General features: G+C 55.6%; 16 protein-coding genes, 1 pseudogene and 1 other annotated feature. Of the genes and pseudogenes, 14 read left to right on the top strand and 3 right to left on the bottom strand.

What is annotated here, in order from left to right; all coding sequences use genetic code 11:
• Positions 1-86 precede the first annotated feature (86 nt).
• The 8 genes from trpL (at position 87) to yedF (ending at position 8,370) form a co-directional block, all read left to right on the top strand.
• Positions 87-131, top strand: a complete 45-nt coding sequence (gene trpL / locus E0L20_RS24255) for a trp operon leader peptide (RefSeq protein ID WP_106993556.1) — start codon at positions 87-89, stop codon at positions 129-131.
• Positions 108-202, top strand: a sequence feature (Trp leader region). (Overlaps the previous gene by 24 nt.)
• A 23-nt stretch (positions 203-225) precedes the next feature.
• On the top strand, positions 226-1,788 hold the full coding sequence (locus E0L20_RS01880) for an anthranilate synthase component 1 (RefSeq protein ID WP_131632416.1): 1,563 nt from the start codon (positions 226-228) through the stop codon (positions 1,786-1,788).
• Positions 1,788-3,383: a bifunctional anthranilate synthase glutamate amidotransferase component TrpG/anthranilate phosphoribosyltransferase TrpD gene (gene trpD, locus E0L20_RS01875; protein WP_131632415.1), complete on the top strand. Its 1,596-nt coding sequence runs from the start codon at positions 1,788-1,790 to the stop codon at positions 3,381-3,383. The genes E0L20_RS01880 and trpD overlap by 1 nt, the downstream gene beginning before the upstream one ends.
• Positions 3,384-3,386: 3 nt before the next feature.
• Positions 3,387-4,745 (top strand): bifunctional indole-3-glycerol-phosphate synthase TrpC/phosphoribosylanthranilate isomerase TrpF, encoded by a 1,359-nt coding sequence (trpCF, locus tag E0L20_RS01870; protein WP_131632414.1) that lies wholly within the window; start codon positions 3,387-3,389, stop codon positions 4,743-4,745.
• Between the two features lie 10 nt (positions 4,746-4,755).
• Positions 4,756-5,949, top strand: coding sequence for a tryptophan synthase subunit beta (trpB, locus tag E0L20_RS01865; protein WP_131632413.1), 1,194 nt, complete (start codon positions 4,756-4,758; stop codon positions 5,947-5,949).
• On the top strand, positions 5,949-6,758 hold the full coding sequence (gene trpA / locus E0L20_RS01860; protein ID WP_131632412.1) for a tryptophan synthase subunit alpha: 810 nt from the start codon (positions 5,949-5,951) through the stop codon (positions 6,756-6,758). Before trpB ends, trpA begins: the two co-directional genes overlap by 1 nt.
• Before the next feature lie 170 nt (positions 6,759-6,928).
• A complete protein-coding gene (yedE, locus tag E0L20_RS01855) occupies positions 6,929-8,140 on the top strand; it encodes a selenium metabolism membrane protein YedE/FdhT (RefSeq protein ID WP_131632411.1) in 1,212 nt (403 codons plus the stop codon).
• Positions 8,137-8,370: a sulfurtransferase-like selenium metabolism protein YedF gene (gene yedF, locus E0L20_RS01850; protein ID WP_003856774.1), complete on the top strand. Its 234-nt coding sequence runs from the start codon at positions 8,137-8,139 to the stop codon at positions 8,368-8,370. The genes yedE and yedF overlap by 4 nt, the downstream gene beginning before the upstream one ends.
• Positions 8,371-8,408: 38 nt before the next feature.
• Here the strand turns inward: yedF and ymcF are convergent, their stop codons facing one another.
• The gene (gene ymcF / locus E0L20_RS24325) at positions 8,409-8,579 is read right to left on the bottom strand and encodes a cold shock small protein YmcF (RefSeq protein ID WP_464244538.1); all 171 of its coding nucleotides are present in this window, start codon (positions 8,577-8,579) and stop codon (positions 8,409-8,411) included.
• 319 nt (positions 8,580-8,898) lie between these two features.
• Here ymcF and E0L20_RS01845 point away from each other — a divergent pair, with 319 nt between their 5' ends.
• Positions 8,899-9,129: a hypothetical protein gene (locus E0L20_RS01845; RefSeq protein ID WP_242673376.1), complete on the top strand. Its 231-nt coding sequence runs from the start codon at positions 8,899-8,901 to the stop codon at positions 9,127-9,129.
• Between the two features lie 38 nt (positions 9,130-9,167).
• On the opposite strand, the gene ompW is transcribed toward E0L20_RS01845, so the two are convergent.
• The gene (gene ompW / locus E0L20_RS01840; protein WP_131632409.1) at positions 9,168-9,800 is read right to left on the bottom strand and encodes an outer membrane protein OmpW; all 633 of its coding nucleotides are present in this window, start codon (positions 9,798-9,800) and stop codon (positions 9,168-9,170) included.
• Positions 9,801-9,982: 182 nt separating this feature from the next.
• On the opposite strand from ompW, the pseudogene E0L20_RS01835 reads away from it, so the two are divergent.
• From E0L20_RS01835 to yciA, 5 genes and pseudogenes are all read left to right on the top strand, one after another.
• Positions 9,983-10,072, top strand: a pseudogene (locus tag E0L20_RS01835) (YkgJ family cysteine cluster protein); the annotation flags it as partial.
• Positions 10,073-10,097: 25 nt separating this feature from the next.
• Complete coding sequence (locus E0L20_RS01830) at positions 10,098-10,841, top strand: YciC family protein (protein WP_131632408.1); 744 nt, start codon at positions 10,098-10,100, stop codon at positions 10,839-10,841.
• A gap of 13 nt (positions 10,842-10,854) precedes the next feature.
• Positions 10,855-11,394 (top strand): septation protein A, encoded by a 540-nt coding sequence (locus E0L20_RS01825; protein ID WP_131632407.1) that lies wholly within the window; start codon positions 10,855-10,857, stop codon positions 11,392-11,394.
• Between the two features lie 181 nt (positions 11,395-11,575).
• The gene (locus tag E0L20_RS01820; RefSeq protein WP_131632406.1) at positions 11,576-13,762 is read left to right on the top strand and encodes a TonB-dependent siderophore receptor; all 2,187 of its coding nucleotides are present in this window, start codon (positions 11,576-11,578) and stop codon (positions 13,760-13,762) included.
• Positions 13,763-13,859: 97 nt separating this feature from the next.
• Positions 13,860-14,255, top strand: a complete 396-nt coding sequence (gene yciA / locus E0L20_RS01815) for an acyl-CoA thioester hydrolase YciA (protein ID WP_131632405.1) — start codon at positions 13,860-13,862, stop codon at positions 14,253-14,255.
• A gap of 36 nt (positions 14,256-14,291) precedes the next feature.
• On the opposite strand, the gene tonB is transcribed toward yciA, so the two are convergent.
• Positions 14,292-15,014 carry a TonB system transport protein TonB gene (tonB, locus tag E0L20_RS01810; protein ID WP_207389434.1) on the bottom strand — a complete coding sequence of 241 codons (723 nt, stop codon included), beginning with the start codon at positions 15,012-15,014 and terminating at the stop codon, positions 14,292-14,294.
• Between the last annotated feature and the right edge of the window lie 194 nt (positions 15,015-15,208).

Here is a 15,208-nt window from a genome sequence, read left to right as displayed (position 1 = left end):
CCGCGAAATTCTGAAATCAAGGGTTGACAATAGGCCATCGAACTAGTTAACTAGTACGCAAGTTCACACGAGAAAGGTATCTGAAAATGACAGCACATTTCACTCTGCACGGTTGGTGGCGCACTTCCTGACTATCGGGCAGTGTCACGCGTCTGCGAAATGCAAACAGATACCCAGCCCGCTCACAAGCGGGCTTTTTTTTGAACAAAATATGAGAACAACACCATGCAAACAGCCAAACCACACCTCGAACTGCTGACCTGCGAGGCGGCCTATCGCCACAACCCAACCGCGCTGTTTCATCAGGTATGCGGCGCTCGTCCTGCCACGCTGCTGCTGGAATCTGCCGATATCGACAGCAAGGACGATCTGAAAAGCCTGCTGCTGGTGGATAGCGCCCTGCGCATTACCGCGTTAGGCGATACCGTCACCATCAAGGCATTATCCGACAACGGCGCATCGCTGCTGCCGCTGCTGGACGCCGCCCTTCCTTCAGGTATTGAAAACGAGCGTCACCCGGACATGCGCATTCTGCATTTTCCGCCGGTGAGCCAGCTGCTGGACGAAGACGCGCGCCTCTGCTCACTGTCCGTTTTCGATGCCTTCCGCCTGCTGCAAGGCCTGGTCACCGTGCCGGAAGATGAACGCGAAGCCATGTTCTTCGGCGGGCTGTTTGCTTACGACCTGGTCGCCGGTTTCGAGGAATTACTGGAAACCGAACAGGGCAACCGCTGCCCGGATTACTGCTTCTACCTGGCTGAAACGCTGCTGGTGATCGACCATCAGAAAAAATATACCCGCATCCAGGCCAGCCTGTTCACGCCCTCCACCGCGGAGAAAAATCGTCTTCTGCAACGTATCGCACAGCTGCAGCAGCAGATGACGGAAGAACCGCCTGCGCTGCCGGTGCAGCGCGTTGAGGAGATGCAGTGCGACGTCAGCCAGACCGACGACCAGTACGGTGCCGTCGTGCGCCAGATGCAAAAAGCGATTCGCGCCGGGGAAATTTTCCAGGTGGTGCCTTCCCGCCGCTTCTCGCTGCCCTGCCCGTCACCGCTGGCAGCGTATGACGTGCTGAAAAAGAGCAACCCGAGCCCGTACATGTTCTTCATGCAGGACAACGACTTCACCCTGTTTGGCGCGTCGCCGGAAAGCTCCCTGAAATACGACGCCACCAGCCGCCAGATTGAGATCTACCCGATTGCCGGAACCCGTCCGCGCGGCCGCCGTGCCGATGGTTCACTGGATCGCGACCTCGACAGCCGCATCGAACTGGAGATGCGTACCGACCACAAAGAGCTTTCAGAACACCTGATGCTGGTCGACCTGGCGCGTAACGATCTGGCCCGCATTTGCACCCCCGGCAGCCGCTACGTGGCGGACCTGACTAAAGTCGACCGCTATTCGTTCGTGATGCACCTGGTCTCCCGCGTGGTCGGTGAATTGCGCCACGACCTCGACGTGCTGCACGCCTACCGAGCCTGCATGAACATGGGCACCCTGAGCGGCGCGCCTAAAGTTCGCGCGATGCAGCTGATTGCCGAAGCAGAAGGCCGTCGTCGCGGCAGCTACGGCGGTGCGGTGGGTTATTTCACCGCACACGGCGACCTGGATACCTGCATCGTGATCCGCTCTGCCTACGTTGAAGATGGCATCGCCACCGTACAGGCAGGTGCAGGGATTGTTCTTGATTCTGTTCCGCAGTCTGAAGCTGACGAAACGCGCAGTAAAGCTCGCGCGGTCCTTCGCGCCATTGCGACCGCACACCATGCACAGGAGATTTTCTGATGGCTGACATTCTGCTGCTCGATAATATTGACTCATTTACCTACAACCTGGCAGATCAGCTGCGTGCGAATGGGCATAACGTCGTTATCTACCGCAACCACGTTCCGGCCCAGACGCTGATCGATCGTCTCGGCACCATGCAAAATCCGGTGCTGATGCTCTCCCCTGGGCCAGGCGCACCGAGCGAAGCGGGATGTATGCCGGAACTACTGACCCGTATGCGGGGCAAATTGCCTATCATCGGCATCTGCCTCGGCCATCAGGCGATTGTTGAAGCCTACGGCGGCTACGTCGGCCAGGCGGGTGAGATCCTGCACGGCAAAGCGTCCAGCATTGAACATGACGGCCAGGCGATGTTTGCCGGTCTGCCCAATCCGCTCCCCGTTGCGCGTTACCATTCGCTGGTGGGCAGCAACATTCCGGCCGGGCTGACCATTAACGCCTCCTTTGAAGGCATGGTGATGGCGGTTCGCCACGATGCGGATCGCGTCTGCGGCCTGCAGTTCCACCCGGAATCCATTCTGACGTCGAACGGCGCGCGCCTGCTGGAGCAAACGCTCGACTGGGCATTACAGAAACTGGAGCAAACCAATACCCTGCAGCCGATTCTGGAAAAACTGTATCAGGCGCAGACCCTGAGCCAGCAGGAGAGCCACCAGCTTTTCTCTGCGGTCGTTCGCGGCGAGCTGAAGCCAGAGCAGCTGGCCGCCGCTTTGGTCAGCATGAAGGTGCGCGGTGAAAGCCCGCAGGAGATTGCCGGTGCCGCTACGGCCCTGCTGGAAAATGCCGCGCCGTTCCCGCGCCCGGACTATCAGTTTGCCGATATCGTCGGGACCGGCGGTGACGGCAGCAACAGCATCAATATTTCTACAGCCAGCGCGTTCGTTGCGGCGGCGTGTGGTCTGAAGGTAGCAAAGCACGGTAACCGTAGCGTCTCCAGCCGTTCGGGTTCGTCTGACCTGCTGGCCGCGTTTGGTATTAACCTCGACATGCAAGCAGAACGCTCCCGTGAGGCGCTGGATGACCTGGGCGTCTGCTTCCTGTTTGCGCCGAAGTATCACACCGGTTTCCGCCACGCGATGCCGGTGCGCCAGCAGCTCAAGACCCGCACGCTGTTTAACGTGCTTGGCCCCCTGATTAACCCGGCGCATCCGCCGCTGGCGCTGATTGGCGTCTACAGCCCTGAACTGGTGCTGCCGATTGCGGAAACGCTGCGGGTGCTGGGCTACAAGCGTGCTGCCGTCGTACACAGCGGCGGAATGGATGAAGTATCGCTTCATGCGCCGACGCTGGTGGCCGAACTGAACAACGGTGAAATCCTGAGCTACCAGCTGGACGCGTCTGACTTCGGCCTGGCGCCGTATCACCAGGAAGCCCTGGCAGGCGGCACGCCGGAAGAAAACCGTGACATTCTCACGCGCTTATTACAAGGTAAGGGAGAGGTCGCCCATGAGGCCGCCGTGGCCGCCAACGTCGCCATGCTGATGCGTTTGCACGGCGAGGAAGACCTCAAGGCCAACGCCCAAAAAGTTCTGGACGTACTGCGCTCCGGTGCAGCTTACGACCGCGTTACCGCACTTGCGGCAAGAGGGTAAAGAATGCAGACCGTTTTAGCGAAAATCGTTGCCGATAAGGCCATTTGGGTTGAAACCCGCAAGCAGCAGCAGCCGCTTGCCAGCTTCCAGAATGACGTCGTTCCAAGCCAACGACGCTTCTATGACGCCCTGCAGGGCGCGCGCACCGCGTTTATTCTTGAGTGCAAAAAGGCCTCCCCGTCGAAAGGCGTTATCCGTGACGATTTCGACCCGGCGCGTATTGCCGGAATTTATAAGCACCATGCGTCCGCCATCTCCGTGCTGACGGATGAGAAATATTTCCAGGGCAGCTTCGATTTTCTGCCGATCGTCAGCGGCATCGCGCCGCAGCCGATCCTGTGCAAAGACTTTATTATCGACCCGTATCAGATCTGGCTGGCGCGCTTTTACCAGGCCGACGCCTGCCTGCTGATGCTCTCGGTGCTCGACGACGAGCAGTATCGCCAGCTTTCCGCCGTGGCGCACAGCCTGAACATGGGCGTGCTGACCGAAGTGAGCAACGAAGAAGAGCTTGAGCGCGCGATTGCGCTGGAAGCCAAAGTGGTCGGCATTAACAACCGCGATCTGCGCGACCTGTCCATTGACCTGAACCGCACGCGCCAGCTGGCGCCGCGTCTGGGGTCTGGCGTCACGGTGATCAGCGAATCCGGGATTAACAGCTACGCCCAGGTGCGCGAACTCAGCCACTTCGCCAACGGTTTCCTGATTGGCTCCGCGATGATGGAGCATGACGATCTCAACGCTGCGGTGCGCCGCTTGCTGCTGGGTGAGAACAAAGTCTGCGGCTTAACCCGCGAACAGGATGCGCAGGCCGCGTATGAAGCCGGGGCGATTTACGGCGGGCTGATCTTTGTGGATTCGTCCCCTCGCGCAGTCAGCGAAGAACAGGCGCATAAGGTGATAGCGGCGGCCCCGCTCGGCTACGTCGGCGTCTTCCGCAACGCGGATATTGCAGACGTTGCGGCAAAAGCCGAGGCGTTATCCCTGAGCGCGGTGCAGCTCCACGGCGATGAAGATCAGGCCTATATCGATGCTCTGCGCGCCGCGCTGGCGCCTCAGGTTCAGATCTGGAAAGCGCAAAGCGTCGGCGAGACCCTGCCCGCGCGTAACCTGAACCATGTGGATAAATACCTGCTCGATAACGGCCAGGGCGGCACCGGCCAGCGTTTTGACTGGTCGCTGCTGAGCGGCGAAAAGCTGGACAACGTCCTGCTGGCGGGCGGATTAAGCCCGGATAACTGCGTAGAAGCCGCTAAAGCAGGCTGCGCAGGCCTCGATTTCAATTCAGGCGTAGAGTCCCAACCGGGTATCAAAGATGCCAGCAAGCTGGCCTCGGTCTTTAAAACTCTGCGTGCATATTAAGGAAGAGAAGATGACGACATTACTAAACCCCTATTTTGGTGAGTTCGGCGGGATGTACGTCCCGCAAATCCTGATGCCCGCCCTGCGCCAGCTGGAAGAAGCGTTTGTGAGCGCGCAGAAAGACCCGGCGTTCCAGGCTGAATTTACCGACCTGCTGAAAAACTACGCGGGTCGTCCTACGGCGCTGACCAAATGCCGCAACCTGACGGAAGGCACCAACACCACGCTGTACCTCAAGCGCGAAGATCTCCTTCACGGCGGCGCGCATAAAACTAACCAGGTGCTGGGCCAGGCGCTTCTCGCCAAGCGTATGGGTAAAACCGAAATCATCGCCGAAACCGGCGCAGGCCAGCACGGCGTGGCCTCTGCCCTTGCCAGCGCCCTGCTCGGCCTGAAATGCCGTATCTATATGGGTGCTAAAGACGTTGAGCGTCAGTCCCCGAACGTGTTCCGTATGCGCCTGATGGGGGCCGAAGTGCTCCCGGTACACAGCGGCTCCGCGACGCTGAAGGATGCCTGTAACGAAGCGCTGCGCGACTGGTCCGGCAGCTACGACACCGCGCACTATATGCTCGGCACAGCCGCAGGCCCGCACCCGTTCCCGACCATCGTGCGTGAATTCCAGCGCATGATCGGTGAAGAGACCAAAGCGCAGATCCTTGAAAAAGAAGGCCGCCTGCCGGATGCCGTCATTGCCTGCGTAGGCGGTGGTTCTAACGCCATCGGCATGTTCGCTGATTTCATCGACGACACCAGCGTAGGCCTGATTGGCGTTGAGCCTGCCGGTCACGGCATAGAATCGGGTGAACACGGCGCGCCGCTCAAGCATGGCCGCGTGGGGATCTACTTCGGCATGAAGTCCCCGATGATGCAGACTGATGAAGGCCAGATTGAGGAATCTTACTCCATTTCTGCCGGTCTGGATTTCCCGTCAGTGGGGCCACAGCATGCGTACCTGAACAGCACCGGTCGTGCGGAGTATGTTTCCATTACCGATGATGAAGCGCTTGAAGCCTTTAAAACCCTGTGCCGCAACGAAGGGATTATCCCGGCGCTGGAGTCTTCACACGCGCTGGCACACGCGCTGAAAATGATTAAAGAGAACCCGGAAAAAGAGCAACTGCTGGTGGTGAACCTTTCCGGCCGCGGTGACAAAGATATCTTCACCGTTCACGATATTCTGAAAGCACGAGGGGAAATCTGATGGAACGCTACGATAACGCATTTGCACAGCTGAAGGCTCGCCAGGAAGGCGCGTTCGTTCCCTTTGTCACCCTGGGCGATCCGGGCCCGGAACAGTCGCTGAAGATTATCGACACCCTGATTGAAGCCGGTGCCGACGCGCTGGAGCTGGGTATTCCGTTCTCCGATCCGCTGGCGGACGGCCCGACCATTCAGAATGCGACGCTGCGCGCTTTTGCCTCCGGCGTGACCCCAACCCAGTGCTTCGAAATGCTGGCGGCGATCCGTCAGAAGCATCCGACCATTCCGATCGGCCTGCTGATGTATGCCAACCTGGTCTTTAACCGCGGTATTGATGCGTTTTACGCCGAGTGCGCGCGCGTTGGCGTCGACTCCGTGCTGGTGGCGGACGTGCCGGTTGAAGAGTCAGCGCCGTTTCGTCAGGCGGCCATGCGCCATAACGTCGCACCTATCTTCATCTGCCCGCCGAACGCCGATGATGAACTGCTGCGCCAGATTGCTTCTCACGGTCGCGGATATACGTACCTGCTTTCCCGTGCGGGCGTAACCGGCGCGGAGAATAAGGCGGCGGTTCCTTTACACCATCTGGTTGAAAAGCTGGCGGAGTACCACGCCGCACCGCCGCTGCAGGGCTTTGGGATCTCTTCCCCCGATCAGGTCGCAGCGGCAATCGATGCGAAAGCCGCCGGGGCGATTTCCGGTTCCGCTATCGTCAAAATTATTGAGAAAAACGTCGATAAGCCAGAGCAGATGCTGGCTGAACTGAAAACGTTCGTCACCGAGATGAAAGCGGCAACGCGCAAAGCCTGATGCCCTAACCCGTCTGGCGCGCCTGCCAGACGGGTCCCCCGCCTCCCCTTTAGGGTTACGTCAAAATTGATCGCGTCGATATTCCTGGCGTGAATGACTTTCCAAAACCCATCGTAAGCGTATGATTCGGTTTCTTTCTGGTTATACCTTCTGAGTTCAGAGGCTTACACATGTCATGGCAACACTTCAAACAGGCTTACCTGGTTAAGTTCTGGTCACCCGTTCCGGCGGTCATCGCGGCGGGCATTCTATCTACCTATTATTTCGGCATTACCGGCACCTTCTGGGCCGTCACCGGCGAATTTACCCGCTGGGGCGGTCAGCTCCTGCAGCTTGCGGGCGTGCACGCAGAGGAGTGGGGATATTTCAAACTGATTCATCTGGACGGCACGCCGCTGACCCGCATCGACGGAATGATGATTATCGGCATGTTCGGCGGCTGTTTTGCCGCGGCGCTGTGGGCAAACAACGTTAAGTTGAGAATGCCTAAAAGCCGGATTCGCATTTTGCAGGCGGTGACCGGCGGCATCATTGCCGGATTTGGCGCACGCCTGGCGATGGGCTGCAATCTCGCCGCCTTCTTTACCGGCATTCCTCAGTTTTCACTCCACGCATGGTTCTTTGCCGTCGCCACCGCCGTTGGATCCTACTTTGGCGCTAAATTCACCCTGCTGCCGCTGTTCCGCATTCCCGTTAAGGTTGTTAAGGTCAGCGCCGCCTCGCCGCTGACGCAAAAACCGGCCCAGGCGCGCCGCCGCTTCCGGCTGGGCATGCTGGTCTTTTTCGCCATGATTGCCTGGGCGCTTTGCACGGCGCTAAACCAGCCGAAGCTGGGGCTGGCGATGCTGTTCGGCGTGGGCTTTGGCCTGCTGATTGAACGTGCCCAAATTTGCTTTACCTCAGCGTTTCGCGATATGTGGATCACCGGGCGCACCATGATGGCGAAAGCCATTATTGCCGGGATGGCCGTGAGCGCGATCGGCATCTTCAGCTACGTGCAGCTCGGCGTGGAACCGAAAATCATGTGGGCTGGCCCTAACGCGGTCATCGGCGGGCTGCTGTTTGGCTTTGGTATCGTGCTGGCAGGCGGGTGCGAAACCGGCTGGATGTATCGCGCCGTCGAAGGCCAGGTACATTACTGGTGGGTAGGACTCGGGAACGTGATTGGCTCCACCATCCTGGCCTATTACTGGGATGACGTGTCCCCCGTACTGGCGACGAACTGGGACAAGGTTAATCTGCTGAACACCTTTGGCCCACTCGGTGGGCTCGTGGTGACTTATGCCCTGCTGCTTATCGCCTTTTTACTGGTTATTGCACAGGAGAAACGCTTCTTCCGTCGTGCCACCGTTAAAACTGCAACGCAGGAGAATGCTGCATGAAAGAGATAGTACCCGATTATCGCCTCGATATGGTCGGTGAACCCTGTCCTTATCCCGCTGTCGCTACGCTTGAAGCGCTCCCCCAGCTCAAGAAAGGTGAAATTCTGGAAGTGGTAAGCGATTGCCCTCAGTCAATAAATAATATTCCGCTGGATGCCAAAAATCACGGTTACACCGTGCTGGATATTCAGCAGGATGGGCCCACCATTCGTTATTTGATTCAGAAGTAACGTCGGGGATCAAAAAAGGCCTCTTATGAGGCCTTTAATTAATTGACTGGCTTTGGCCACCGTCGTCGTTTAAGTTTCGGGAGGCATGAATGTGCGGTGAGTCGTGTTCCGCATTCAGAGCATACTGCACCATGAGGAAGGTCTTGCGTCGGGGCAAAGCTGGTGAAATGAAACTGTGTCCCCGCACAGACCGGACACTCAAATTTAATGTCGGGGATATCCCCTCCGGCCAGTTGTATTGAACAACCACCATACCGTAATTATTGGCTTAACAGGGATATATCGTCTGATAATGCGTCAGTCATTCTGGCCAACGCTGACATGCTCTTGAAAACTAAGTCTTATTGATCCACGGCAAAGCTAAATTTTTTTACTAAAGTAAAATCCCATTCCTGGTTTGAGTAAGGCTTTATTGGGTTGATGTTTTTTAGATTATTCTTTTGCTTTATCTTTTTTGTGCCACTTCACGCTTCGTCTCTGAATTTCTCATCCACTCTTTTACGACTGAACTGCCCTGACAGGGGCGTCGTGGAAGTTATTCTCCATCTTTATGGGCATACTCAGGAAAAATGGCAGGGTAATTTTGAAACCGGCGCAGGCCATAAACGGTCCGGTGATACGGAAATCATTCCTTTTGCGAACGGCGATATTCTGTTCCATTCAGTTTCAAGCGACGCGTTCACCTACCTGTATGATGGCGAATCCATGCTCAGACATTGCGCAAAGCTGGATGAGCGACCCGTTTACCCCAGCTTCTGAACCTCTACTGGCCGCGGTGCGGCCAGTAGATTTATTGCTTAGAAGCGATAACCCGCGGAGAACATAAACACCCACGGATCCAGGCGCGTGCTAATACTCTGCTGCTCGCCGTTCGCTTTAAAGCGTACGTCCGTGTCGATATCCATGTACCAGACCGAGGCGTTTATCAACCAGTCGCGGTTAATCAGATAATCCAGACCAACCTGCCCCGCCATCCCCCATGAATCTTTCAGGCTGAGATCGCTTAACCCGGCCGCTTTGCCCGTGTCGTTAAATTTCTCATCGAAGAACGTCGTGTAGTTCACCCCGGCGCCAATGTACGGACGCACCTTGCTGCTGGAATCACCAAAGTACCACTGCGCCATCAGCGTTGGCGGCAGATGATGCACCGTGGCGATATCGCCGGTCGGTCCTAAACCAACGCGATGACGAAATGGCGTTGCGGCCAGAAGCTCGACGCCGATGTTATCCGTGGCCATATAGGTAAAGGTTAAACCCAGCTGGGTGTTGTTGCTGACGTTAAAACCGCCCATTCCCAGCACGTTATCAGACCCTTCCGTTGGGCGAACCGTTGCCGAACCGGCACGAATAAAGAATTCGCCTGCTTCATGCGCATACGCGCCGCCAGAGATACTGCTTAAGATAAGGGCTGCCACCGCTAATTTTTTCATATCCGCTCCATCGTTGTGGTTTTCATAGCGGAGGCAATATACTCACAAATAAGTAATAAGTGATCTAACACAGATCACATTAGAACCAGTAACTTAACATTCATTGATCTGGGTTAATTTTTGATAATCAAACATAAGATGCCAGGTTGTCTCTACATCAAATTTTTGTGACAGGCTTAAAATTACCGCCGCTTTACAAAGATATGCTTTTCCATACAAGCCTTGATGCTGCCACGGCACTCTTATCCGGTGTACAATTGCCGGCTAATTAACACCTGCAATACTCAAGGAGAGTGCATGTCTATCACGGCGAAGTCTGTCTACCGTGACACCGGGAATTTTTTCCGCAATCAGTTCATTACCTTTTTGCTGATCGCGTTGTTATGCGCCTTTATCACCGTGGTGCTCGGTCACGCGTTCTCTCCAAGTGAAGAACAGATTGCCAGTCTGAGCCAGGGGGATCACCTTGCAGGTAGCGTCGGCTTGTTTGAGCTGGTGCAAAACATGACGCCGGACCAGCAGCAAATCCTGCTGCGCGCCTCTGCAGCATCGACGTTTTCTGGCCTGATCGGTAATGCGGTTCTGGCGGGTGGCGTTCTGCTGATGATCCAGCTGGTGTCTGCCGGTCATCGCGTAAGCGCATTACGTGCAATAGGCGCAAGTGCTCCCGTATTGCCCAAGCTCTTTATCCTCATCTTTTTAACCACCCTGCTGGTGCAAATGGGGATTATGCTGGTCGTGGTGCCGGGCGTGCTGCTGGCGATTGTCCTTTCCTTCGCCCCCATTATGGTTGTGCAGGATAAAATGGGGATATTCACGGCGATGCGCAGCAGCATACGACTGGCGTGGGCTAACATGCGTCTGGTGGCGCCTGCCGTTATCGGCTGGCTGCTTGCTAAAACGCTCCTGTTGTTGTTTGCACCAAATTTTGCCGTGTTAACGCCGAACGTCGGCGCGGTCGTTGCCAATACGCTGAGCAACCTGATTTCAGCAGTTCTGCTGGTCTACTTGTTCCGCCTGTATATGTTAATTCGTCAGTAAGTGGGATCGTAGAATGAAGCAGTTTCTTGATTTTTTACCGCTGGTGGTCTTTTTCGCGTTTTACAAGCTGTACGACATTTATGCCGGGACAACGGCACTGATTATCGCTACGGCTGTCGTGCTGATTTACAGCTGGGTTCGGTATCGCAAAGTGGAAAAGATGGCGCTGATCACCTTCATCATGGTGGCTGTGTTTGGTGGCCTGACGCTGTTCTTCCACAATGATGAATTCATCAAGTGGAAGGTGACCGTGATTTACGGGCTGTTTGCGGGTGCCTTGCTGATAAGCCAGTGGGTGATGAAAAAACCCCTCATTCAGCGCATGCTGGGTAAAGAGCTGACGCTGCCACAGGCAGTGTGGTCGCGCCTGAATATCGCCTGGGCAGTGTTCTTCATCCTGTGTGGCCTGGCGAATATCTATATCGCCTTCTGGTTGCCGCAGAACATCTGGGTCAACTTTAAGGTCTTCGGCCTGACCGCCCTGACGCTTATCTTCACGCTGCTAAGTGGCGTCTATATCTACAGACACATGCCTCAGGACGACAAGCACTGATCCGTTTGGCCAGATCGCGCCGCGATCTGGCCCTTCTCCTCTTTCCTTTCACAATCAACATTTCCTTCTTCAACAATGTCTGAATCATGAAGATTTTGTGGAGATTGCCGTCACTTTATTGTAATGAGAATCACTATCATTAATATTCGTTCTCGCATTTTTAACAAATGGAAACGAGTTGATGAATAATATAATAAGATTTACCCCCGCTTCTCTTACGTTGGCCATCCTTGCGGCATTAAGCCATGGCGCGCACGCAGCAGACGAAAACCTCGCTGATGGGGAAACCATGGTCGTTCAGGCGACGGCCGAAGAGGCGCTGAAGCAGCAGCCGGGGGTCTCCATCATCACGGCAAAGGATATTGAGAAGGATCCCCCGGTTAACGACCTTTCAGAAATTATTCGTAAAATGCCCGGGGTTAACCTCACCGGAAACAGCGCGACGGGCAGTCGAGGTAACAATCGTCAGATCGATATTCGCGGTATGGGGCCGGAAAATACCCTGATTCTGATTGATGGGGTTCCGGTCACCTCACGCAACTCGGTGCGCTACAGCTGGCGCGGCGAGCGCGATACGCGCGGAGACACTAACTGGGTACCGCCAGAAATGGTCGAGCGCGTTGAGGTTCTTCGTGGGCCGGCAGCCGCCCGCTATGGTTCCGGTGCCGCAGGGGGCGTCGTCAACATCATTACCAAGCGCCCGACCAACGATTGGCACGGTTCGCTTTCCCTTTACACCAATCAGCCCGAAAATGATAAAGAGGGGGCGACCAAACGCGCAAACTTTGACCTCAGCGGCCCGCTCGCGGGCGATGCGTTGACCATGCGCCTGTACGGCAATATCAACAAAACCGACGCGGACGCTCAGGATATCAATACGGCACAAAATGGCTCCTATGCCGCCGGGCGCGAAGGCGTGCGCAACAAAGATATCAACGCCCTGCTCTCGTGGAAACTCACGCCGCAGCAGATAATCGATTTTGATTATTCATACAGTCGCCAGGGCAACATTTATGCAGGCGATACGCAGTACAGCAACGGCAACCTCAGCCCAAACGGCGTCGTGTCGTCCCTGTATGGACACGAAACCAACCGTATGTACCGCCAGTCGTATGGACTAACCCACAACGGGATTTGGGACTGGGGGCAGTCGAAATTCGGTGTCTATTACGAAAAAACCAACAACACCCGCCTGGAGGAAGGTTCGACGGGCAAAGTTGAGGGGATGATCAACAGTGACAAATACGATACCAGCCGGCTCGAGTCATACCGTACCACGGGTGAGCTAAACATTCCGCTGTTCTGGCTAGTCGAACAGACCCTCACGCTAGGCGCAGAGTGGAATCGCGATGAACTTAATGACCCGGCGTCCATGCAGGCGACGAACGTTTCGGGAGAAGTGATTAACGGAGTTCCCGGCACGGCGTCTGAACGCAATAGCAAAAACAGTGCTGACCTCACCGGTATCTATCTTGAGGACAATATTGAAGCGCGCCAGGGCACTAACCTGATCCCTGGGGTCCGCTTTGATTATCACAATGAATTCGGCAGCAACTGGAGCCCAAGCCTGAACGTTTCTCAGGACGTCGGCGAAATGTTCAAGGTTAAAGCGGGCATCGCGCGGGTGTTTAAAGCGCCTAACCTTTACCAGTCAAGCGAAGGCTATTTACTTTCTACCCGCGGCAACGGTTGCCCGACTAACGTCGCTGAGGGAAGCTGTTACCTGCTAGGCAATCCAGATTTGGATCCTGAAATCAGCGTGAATAAAGAGATAGGGCTGGCTTTTGCCCTGGAAGGCTACGAGGCCGGCATCACCTGGTTCCGTAACGACTACAAGAACAAGATCGTTTCAGGCACGGACGTACTGGGGCAGACAAGCAGCGGCGTAAACATCCTTCAGTGGGAGAACGGTGGGAAGGCCGTGGTTGAGGGGCTGGAAGGTAATCTGACCGTACCGGTCATCCGCGACACCTTAACCTGGCGTACTAATGCGACGTATATGATCCAGTCTGAAAATAAAGACACCGGTAACCCGCTGTCGATTATCCCCAAATACACCGTCAACACGATGCTCGACTGGGAGGTTAACAGCAGGCTTTCAGCGAACGTTAGCTGGACAATGTACGGTCGCCAGAAGCCGCGGGAGAATGCTGAGATCCGCAATGAGAAAAGCGCCATGTCCGATAAAGAGATCGGCGCCTATTCCATCGTTGGGATCGGCAGTCACTATCAGCTGACGAAAAACCTTCGCCTGAACGCCGGGATCAGCAACCTCTTTGATAAGCAGATTTACCGCGAGAATGACGGTGCATCAACCTACAACGAACCGGGCCGTGCATATTATGCCGGCGTGACCATGACGTTCTAACACCCAAGTGCCCGCACCGCGGGCGCTTTCCCCTATTCTCTCCGGTTAAAAATCATAGTAGCATCCCGCCTGAAGTCTTCAGTTACGAGTTAAAACAATGACAACAAATGACGCCCCTCAGGGCGAACTGGTTTTACGCACACTGGCAATGCCCGCGGACACCAATGCCAATGGCGATATTTTTGGCGGCTGGCTGATGTCGCAGATGGATATGGGCGGCGCGATTCTGGCAAAAGAGATAGCGCATGGTCGGGTTGTTACCGTTCGTGTGGACGGCATGACGTTTTTGCGTCCCGTTGCGGTGGGCGATGTGGTTTGCTGCTATGCACGCTGCGTGAAGCGCGGCAATACGTCGATCTCTATCAACATTGAAGTGTGGGTGAAAAAGGTATCTTCTGAACCCATCGGGCAGCGCTATAAGGCCACAGAAGCGCTGTTTATTTATGTGGCGGTCGATAACGAGGGTAAACCTCGCCAGTTTCCAAAGGCCTGACGCCCCGTAAAAAAAGCCTCCTTTCGGAGGCTTTTTTTATTCCATCTGTGCCCCGCCGTTCACGCGGAAAACAATATTGACTATCAATCCTTTACCGGGTTTACCCGCTTCATAGCGCCATTTGCGCATTGCGGTTTTCACTTCACGCTCGAACATGTTTGAAGGCTGCGCGGAAAGGACCTCAACATTTTCCACACGGCCATCAGGCGTAACGTCGAATTTCACTCGTACACGACCTTCAATGCGTAGCGCCAGCGCACGGGTAGGATACTGCGGCTGATTGCGGCTCAGGGCGCGCGGCCCCGCCGGCGCGGTGACCGTCGGCTTCGCAGCCGTTGCGGTATTGTTCATTAATGGACGTGACGGAGCCGCATTTTCAACAGGCTGGGTCGCTCGCGGCTCAACCGGGCGTTCTTCACGTTTCGGACGCTCTTCCACCTTCTTCACCGGTTTTGGCTTCGGCTTTGGTTTTGGCTTAGGTTCCGGTTTATGGATCACCACGGGCGCTTCTTTCGGCGGCTCCGGAATGGGTTCTGGCTCCGGCTCTGGTTCTACAACCGGCTCAGGCGGTGGCGGCGCAACCTGGGGTGGCTCAAGATCTGCTGGCGATACCATGGTCACAGAAATTGGCTGCGCGGGCGCTGGCATTTCAATAACCTGATGAACCGAGGTATAGAGTAAACCCGCCACGACAGCACCGTGAATAACGACAGAAAGCAGCGTCGGCCAGGGAAAGCGGCGAGGTAAATCAAGGGTCATCGAAGTCATAATCATCAACGTTAAAAAACCGAACCCTGATTTTAAATGCAAATAGCAATCATATTCAATAAGACACTTTGTTCTGAGGCAATTTAAGCGCAACAGAGGCCAAAAAAGGCGCATTCAGATCAGGGTATTAACATTGTTTCTATCTTTACATTGCAGTCATTTCTGCTTTCACATAACGTAAATGA

Source organism: Enterobacter wuhouensis (genome assembly GCF_004331265.1).
GTDB lineage: Bacteria > Pseudomonadota > Gammaproteobacteria > Enterobacterales > Enterobacteriaceae > Enterobacter > Enterobacter wuhouensis.
The sequence above is the reverse complement of the archived record's forward strand: the minus strand, read 5'-3'. Positions and strand labels throughout refer to the sequence as shown.